Raw genomic sequence first — 4,288 nt, forward strand, 5'->3', positions numbered from 1 at the left:
GCGGCCTGGTGCCTGGCGGTGCTGCCGCCGACCGCGCTGGCCTGGCTGCTCGGCCTGCTGCCGGGTGTCGGCTGGCTGGTGGACATCGGCTTGCTGTACCTGGCGCTGGGGCTGCGCAGCCTGGGCGAACATGCGCTACCGGTGGCGCGGGCGTTGTGGCTGGGCGATCTGCCCGAGGCGCGGCGGCGGCTCGGCCGTATCGTCAGTCGCGAGACCTCGGCGCTGGACGAAACGGGCGTGGCCCGCGCCGCCACCGAATCGGTGCTGGAGAACGGCAGCGATGCGGTGTTCGCCGCGCTGTTCTGGTTCGCCGTCGCCGGTGGGCCGGGTGTCGTGCTCTATCGCCTGAGCAACACCCTGGATGCCATGTGGGGCTACCGCAATGCGCGTTTCGAGCGCTTCGGCTGGGCCGCGGCGCGGATCGACGATGCGCTCAACTATGTTCCGGCGCGGCTGGTGGCGCTGACCTATGCGCTGCTCGGGCGGACCCGCCAGGCCCTGTATTGCTGGCGCAGGCAGGCGCCGCTGTGGGACAGCCCCAACGCCGGGCCGGTGATGGCCGCCGGTGCCGGTGCGCTGGGCGTGGTGCTGGGCGGGCCGGCGATCTATCACGGCGAGCCGCATGCGCGGCCGCCGCTGGGCGAGGGCGAGCCGCCGCAGGCGCGGGATATCGAGCGCGCGCTGGATCTGGTCTGGGCCGGCGTCGGCGTCTGGCTGCTGGTGCTGCTGCTCGGAGGCTGGCTGCATGCTTGAGCATGGCGGAAGGCTGCGTACGGCGGCGCAGCGCTACGCCATCCCGCTGACGGACTGGCTCGACCTGTCCACCGGCATCGCCCCCTATGGCTGGTCGCTGCCGAGCATTCCCGCCAGCGCCTGGAGTCGCCTGCCGGAACCCGGCGACGGGCTGGAGGCCGCGGCGCAGCGCTATTACGGTGCCCGCTCGCTGCTGCCGCTGGCCGGTTCGCAGGCGGCGATCCAGGCGCTGCCGCGCTTGCGCCGGCAGGCGCGGGTCGGTGTCGTCTCGCCCTGCTATGCCGAACACGCCGAGGCCTGGCGGCGCGCGGGCCATCGGCTGGTCGAGCTTTGCGAAGCCAGCGTGCCGGGTGCGCTGGATCGGCTCGACGTGCTGGTGGTGGTCAATCCGAACAACCCCACCGGCCGGCTGATCGCCGCCGAGCAACTGCTGCAGTGGCATGCCCGGCTGGCTGCTTCCGGTGGCTGGCTGCTGGTCGACGAGGCGTTCATGGACTGCACGCCGCAGCACAGCCTGGCCGCGCACAGCCATCTGCCGGGGCTCGTCGTGCTGCGCTCGTTCGGCAAGTTCTTCGGCCTGGCCGGTGCGCGGTTGGGCTTCGCGCTGGCGCATGACGGACTGTTGCGCGCGCTCGAGGAGCTGCTCGGACCCTGGGCGATCGCCGGTCCGGCGCGCTGGCTGGGCAGCACCCTGCTCGCCGATGACGAAGGCCAGCAGCGCCAGCGCCGCCGGTTGACGCCGATGGCGCGCGGCTCGCGGCGCTGCTGGCGGCGTACGGCTTGCCGCCGGTTGGCGGCTGTGCGCTGTTCCAGACGGTGTTCGACGTGGTCGCCGAACCGCTGTACGAGCACCTGGCGCACAGCGGTATTCTCACGCGCTTGTTCATGCCTTTCGGCCTGCGCTTCGGCCTGCCCGGCGAGGAGGCGGGCTGGGCCCGGCTGGAGCAGGCCCTTCGATGCTACCGGGAGCAAGATTCATGACCACGCTGATGGTGCAGGGCACCACCTCCGATGCCGGCAAGAGCACCCTGGTGACCGCGCTGTGCCGCTGGCTGGCGCGCCAGGGCGTGGCGGTGGCGCCGTTCAAGCCGCAGAACATGGCACTCAACAGCGCGGTGACCGCCGACGGCGGCGAGATCGGCCGCGCCCAGGCGGTGCAGGCCCAGGCCGCCGGGCTGGCGCCACACACCGACATGAACCCGGTGCTGCTCAAGCCCAACAGCGACACCGGCGCCCAGGTGATCGTCCATGGCCGCGCCCTGAGCTGCATGGACGCAGTGGCCTATCACGACTACAAGCGCGTGGCCATGCAGGCGGTGCTCGAATCCCACCGACGCCTGAGCGAACGCTACCCGGTGGTGATGGTGGAAGGCGCGGGTTCGCCGGCAGAGATCAACCTGCGTGCCGGTGATATCGCCAACATGGGCTTCGCCGAGGCGGTGGACTGCCCGGTGATCCTCATCGCCGATATCGACAAGGGTGGCGTCTTCGCCCATCTGGTCGGCACCCTGGCCCTGCTTTCGGAAAGCGAGCAGGCGCGGGTGCAAGGCTTCGTCATCAATCGCTTTCGCGGCGATATCGCGCTATTGCAACCGGGACTGGACTGGCTGGAACGACGTACCGGCAAGCCGGTGCTGGGCGTGCTGCCGTACCTGATGGATTTCCACCTGGAAGCCGAGGACGCCATCGATGTGCGCCAGTCGGCCAAGGGCGATCACACGCTGAACGTGGTGGTGCCGGTGCTGCCGCGTATCAGCAACCACACCGACTTCGATCCGCTGCGCTTGCATCCGCAGGTGGAGCTGCGCTTCGTCGGCCCCGGCGAGGCGGTGCCGGCGGCCGACCTGATCATCCTGCCCGGCTCCAAGAGCGTGCGCGCCGATCTCGCCTGGCTGCGCGCCAATGGCTGGGAGGCGGCGATCCGACGCCATCTGCGCTACGGCGGCAAGCTGCTGGGCATCTGCGGCGGGCTGCAGATGCTCGGCCAGCGCATCGCCGATCCGCTCGGGCTGGAAGGCGCGGCTGGCGTGAGCGACGGGTTGGGGCTGCTGGATTTCACCACCGAGCTGCATGCCGAGAAGCAGCTGCGCAACGTGCGTGGCCGGCTGTGCCTGGAAGGTGCGGAGGTCAGCGGCTACGAGATTCATGCCGGGGTGAGCGACGGGCCAGCGCTGCGCCAGGCCGCGGTCGCGCTGGACGATGGCCGCCGCGACGGCGCCCTCAGCGCCGATGGGCAGGTGCTCGGCACTTACCTGCACGGCCTGTTCGAAAGCCCGGCGGCCTGCGCCGCGCTGCTGCGCTGGGCGGGGCTCGGCGAGGTCGAGACGGTGGATTACCACGCCCTGCGCGAGCGCGATATCGAGCGCCTGGCCGATCTGGTCGAGACGCACCTGGATACCCGGCTGTTGCGCGGGCTTTGCGGTGTCTAGCGTTGCTGGCGCCTTTCGTAGGCGCGCGCGGGCACACCATGGTTCGCGAGCATGGCTCGCGCCTACAGGTGTGGATGGCGTAGGGCGGGTGCAAGCCGCCGGAGAGGGGCCAAATGGCAGATCGCACCCGCCCCACCGGGTAGGAAGCGGGCCATGCCCGCAACAGGATCCTGGAGACCGACATGCTTGAACTGATCCTCGGCGGCGCGCGTTCCGGCAAGAGCCGGCTGGCCGAGCGCCTCGCCGCCGAAAGTGGCCTGGCGGTGACCTATGTCGCCACCAGCCAGGCGCTGGACGGCGAGATGGCCGCGCGTATCGCCCAGCATCGCCAGCGCCGCCCCGAACACTGGTCGCTGGTCGAGGAGCCGCTGCAACTGGCGCGGGTATTGCGCGAGCAGGCCGATGCCCGGCGCTGCCTGCTGGTCGACTGCCTGACCCTGTGGCTGACCAACCTGTTGCTGCTGGACGATCCGGTGCGGCTGGCCGCCGAGCGTGACGCGCTGCTGGCAAGCCTTGGCCAGTTGCCGGGGCGGATCATCCTGGTCAGCAACGAAACCGGCCTGGGCGTGGTGCCGCTGGGCGAACTGACCCGGCGCTATGTCGACGAAGCCGGCTGGCTGCACCAGGCGGTGGCCGAACGGGCGCAGCGGGTGAGCTTCATGGTCGCGGGGTTGCCGATGATATTGAAAGGAGCACAGTGATGAGCGAGTGGTGGAATGCGCCGTGCCGGCCGCTGGATGAGGCGGCTCGGGCCCGGGCGCTGGCGCGGCAGGAGCAACTGACCAAGCCGCGTGGCGCGCTCGGCCGGCTGGAAAGCCTGGCACTGGAGCTGGCGGCGATGCAGGGGTGCGAGCGGCCACGGGCCGAACGCGTGCGCATCGCGGTGTTCGCCGGCGACCATGGCGTGGTGGAGGAGGGGGTCTCGGCCTATCCGCAGGCGGTGACGGGACAGATGCTGCGCAATTTCGTGCGCGGCGGCGCGGCGCTCAGCGTGCTGGCGCGGCGGCTGGATGCGCCGCTGGAAGTGATCGACCTGGGCACCGTCGAGCCGTTGCAGCTGGACGGCGTGACGCACCTGCGCCTCGGCCCGGGCACGGCCAATTTCG

Annotated in this window: 4 protein-coding genes and 1 pseudogene; all 5 read left to right on the plus strand. The window is 70.9% G+C overall.

Annotated features, from left to right (window positions below; all coding sequences use genetic code 11):
* The coding region (cbiB, locus tag BAY1663_RS22200) for an adenosylcobinamide-phosphate synthase CbiB (protein WP_037045178.1) at window positions 1-753 on the plus strand (753 nt) is incomplete at its 5' end.
* Window positions 746-1,734: pseudogene (gene cobD, locus BAY1663_RS22205) on the plus strand (threonine-phosphate decarboxylase CobD). The gene cbiB and the pseudogene cobD, both read left to right, overlap by 8 nt.
* The gene (locus BAY1663_RS22210) at window positions 1,731-3,182 is read left to right on the plus strand and encodes a cobyric acid synthase (protein ID WP_037045182.1); all 1,452 of its coding nucleotides are present in this window, start codon (window positions 1,731-1,733) and stop codon (window positions 3,180-3,182) included. The pseudogene cobD and the gene BAY1663_RS22210 overlap by 4 nt, the downstream one beginning before the upstream one ends.
* A 182-nt stretch (window positions 3,183-3,364) precedes the next feature.
* A complete protein-coding gene (gene cobU, locus BAY1663_RS22215; RefSeq protein ID WP_037045184.1) occupies window positions 3,365-3,883 on the plus strand; it encodes a bifunctional adenosylcobinamide kinase/adenosylcobinamide-phosphate guanylyltransferase in 519 nt (172 codons plus the stop codon).
* On the plus strand, window positions 3,883-4,288 hold a 406-nt coding region (locus BAY1663_RS22220), incomplete at its 3' end, for a nicotinate-nucleotide--dimethylbenzimidazole phosphoribosyltransferase (protein ID WP_037045186.1). The genes cobU and BAY1663_RS22220, both read left to right, overlap by 1 nt.

The organism is Pseudomonas sp. BAY1663 (genome assembly GCF_000582595.1).
In the GTDB taxonomy this organism is placed as follows: domain Bacteria; phylum Pseudomonadota; class Gammaproteobacteria; order Pseudomonadales; family Pseudomonadaceae; genus Stutzerimonas; species Stutzerimonas stutzeri_AF.

Coding starts and splice junctions, on each gene's coding strand:
- BAY1663_RS22210 (WP_037045182.1), top strand. CDS start 1,731: ATGACCACGCTGATGGTGCAGGGCACCACCTCCGATGCCGGCAAGAGC.
- cobU (WP_037045184.1), top strand. CDS start 3,365: ATGCTTGAACTGATCCTCGGCGGCGCGCGTTCCGGCAAGAGCCGGCTG.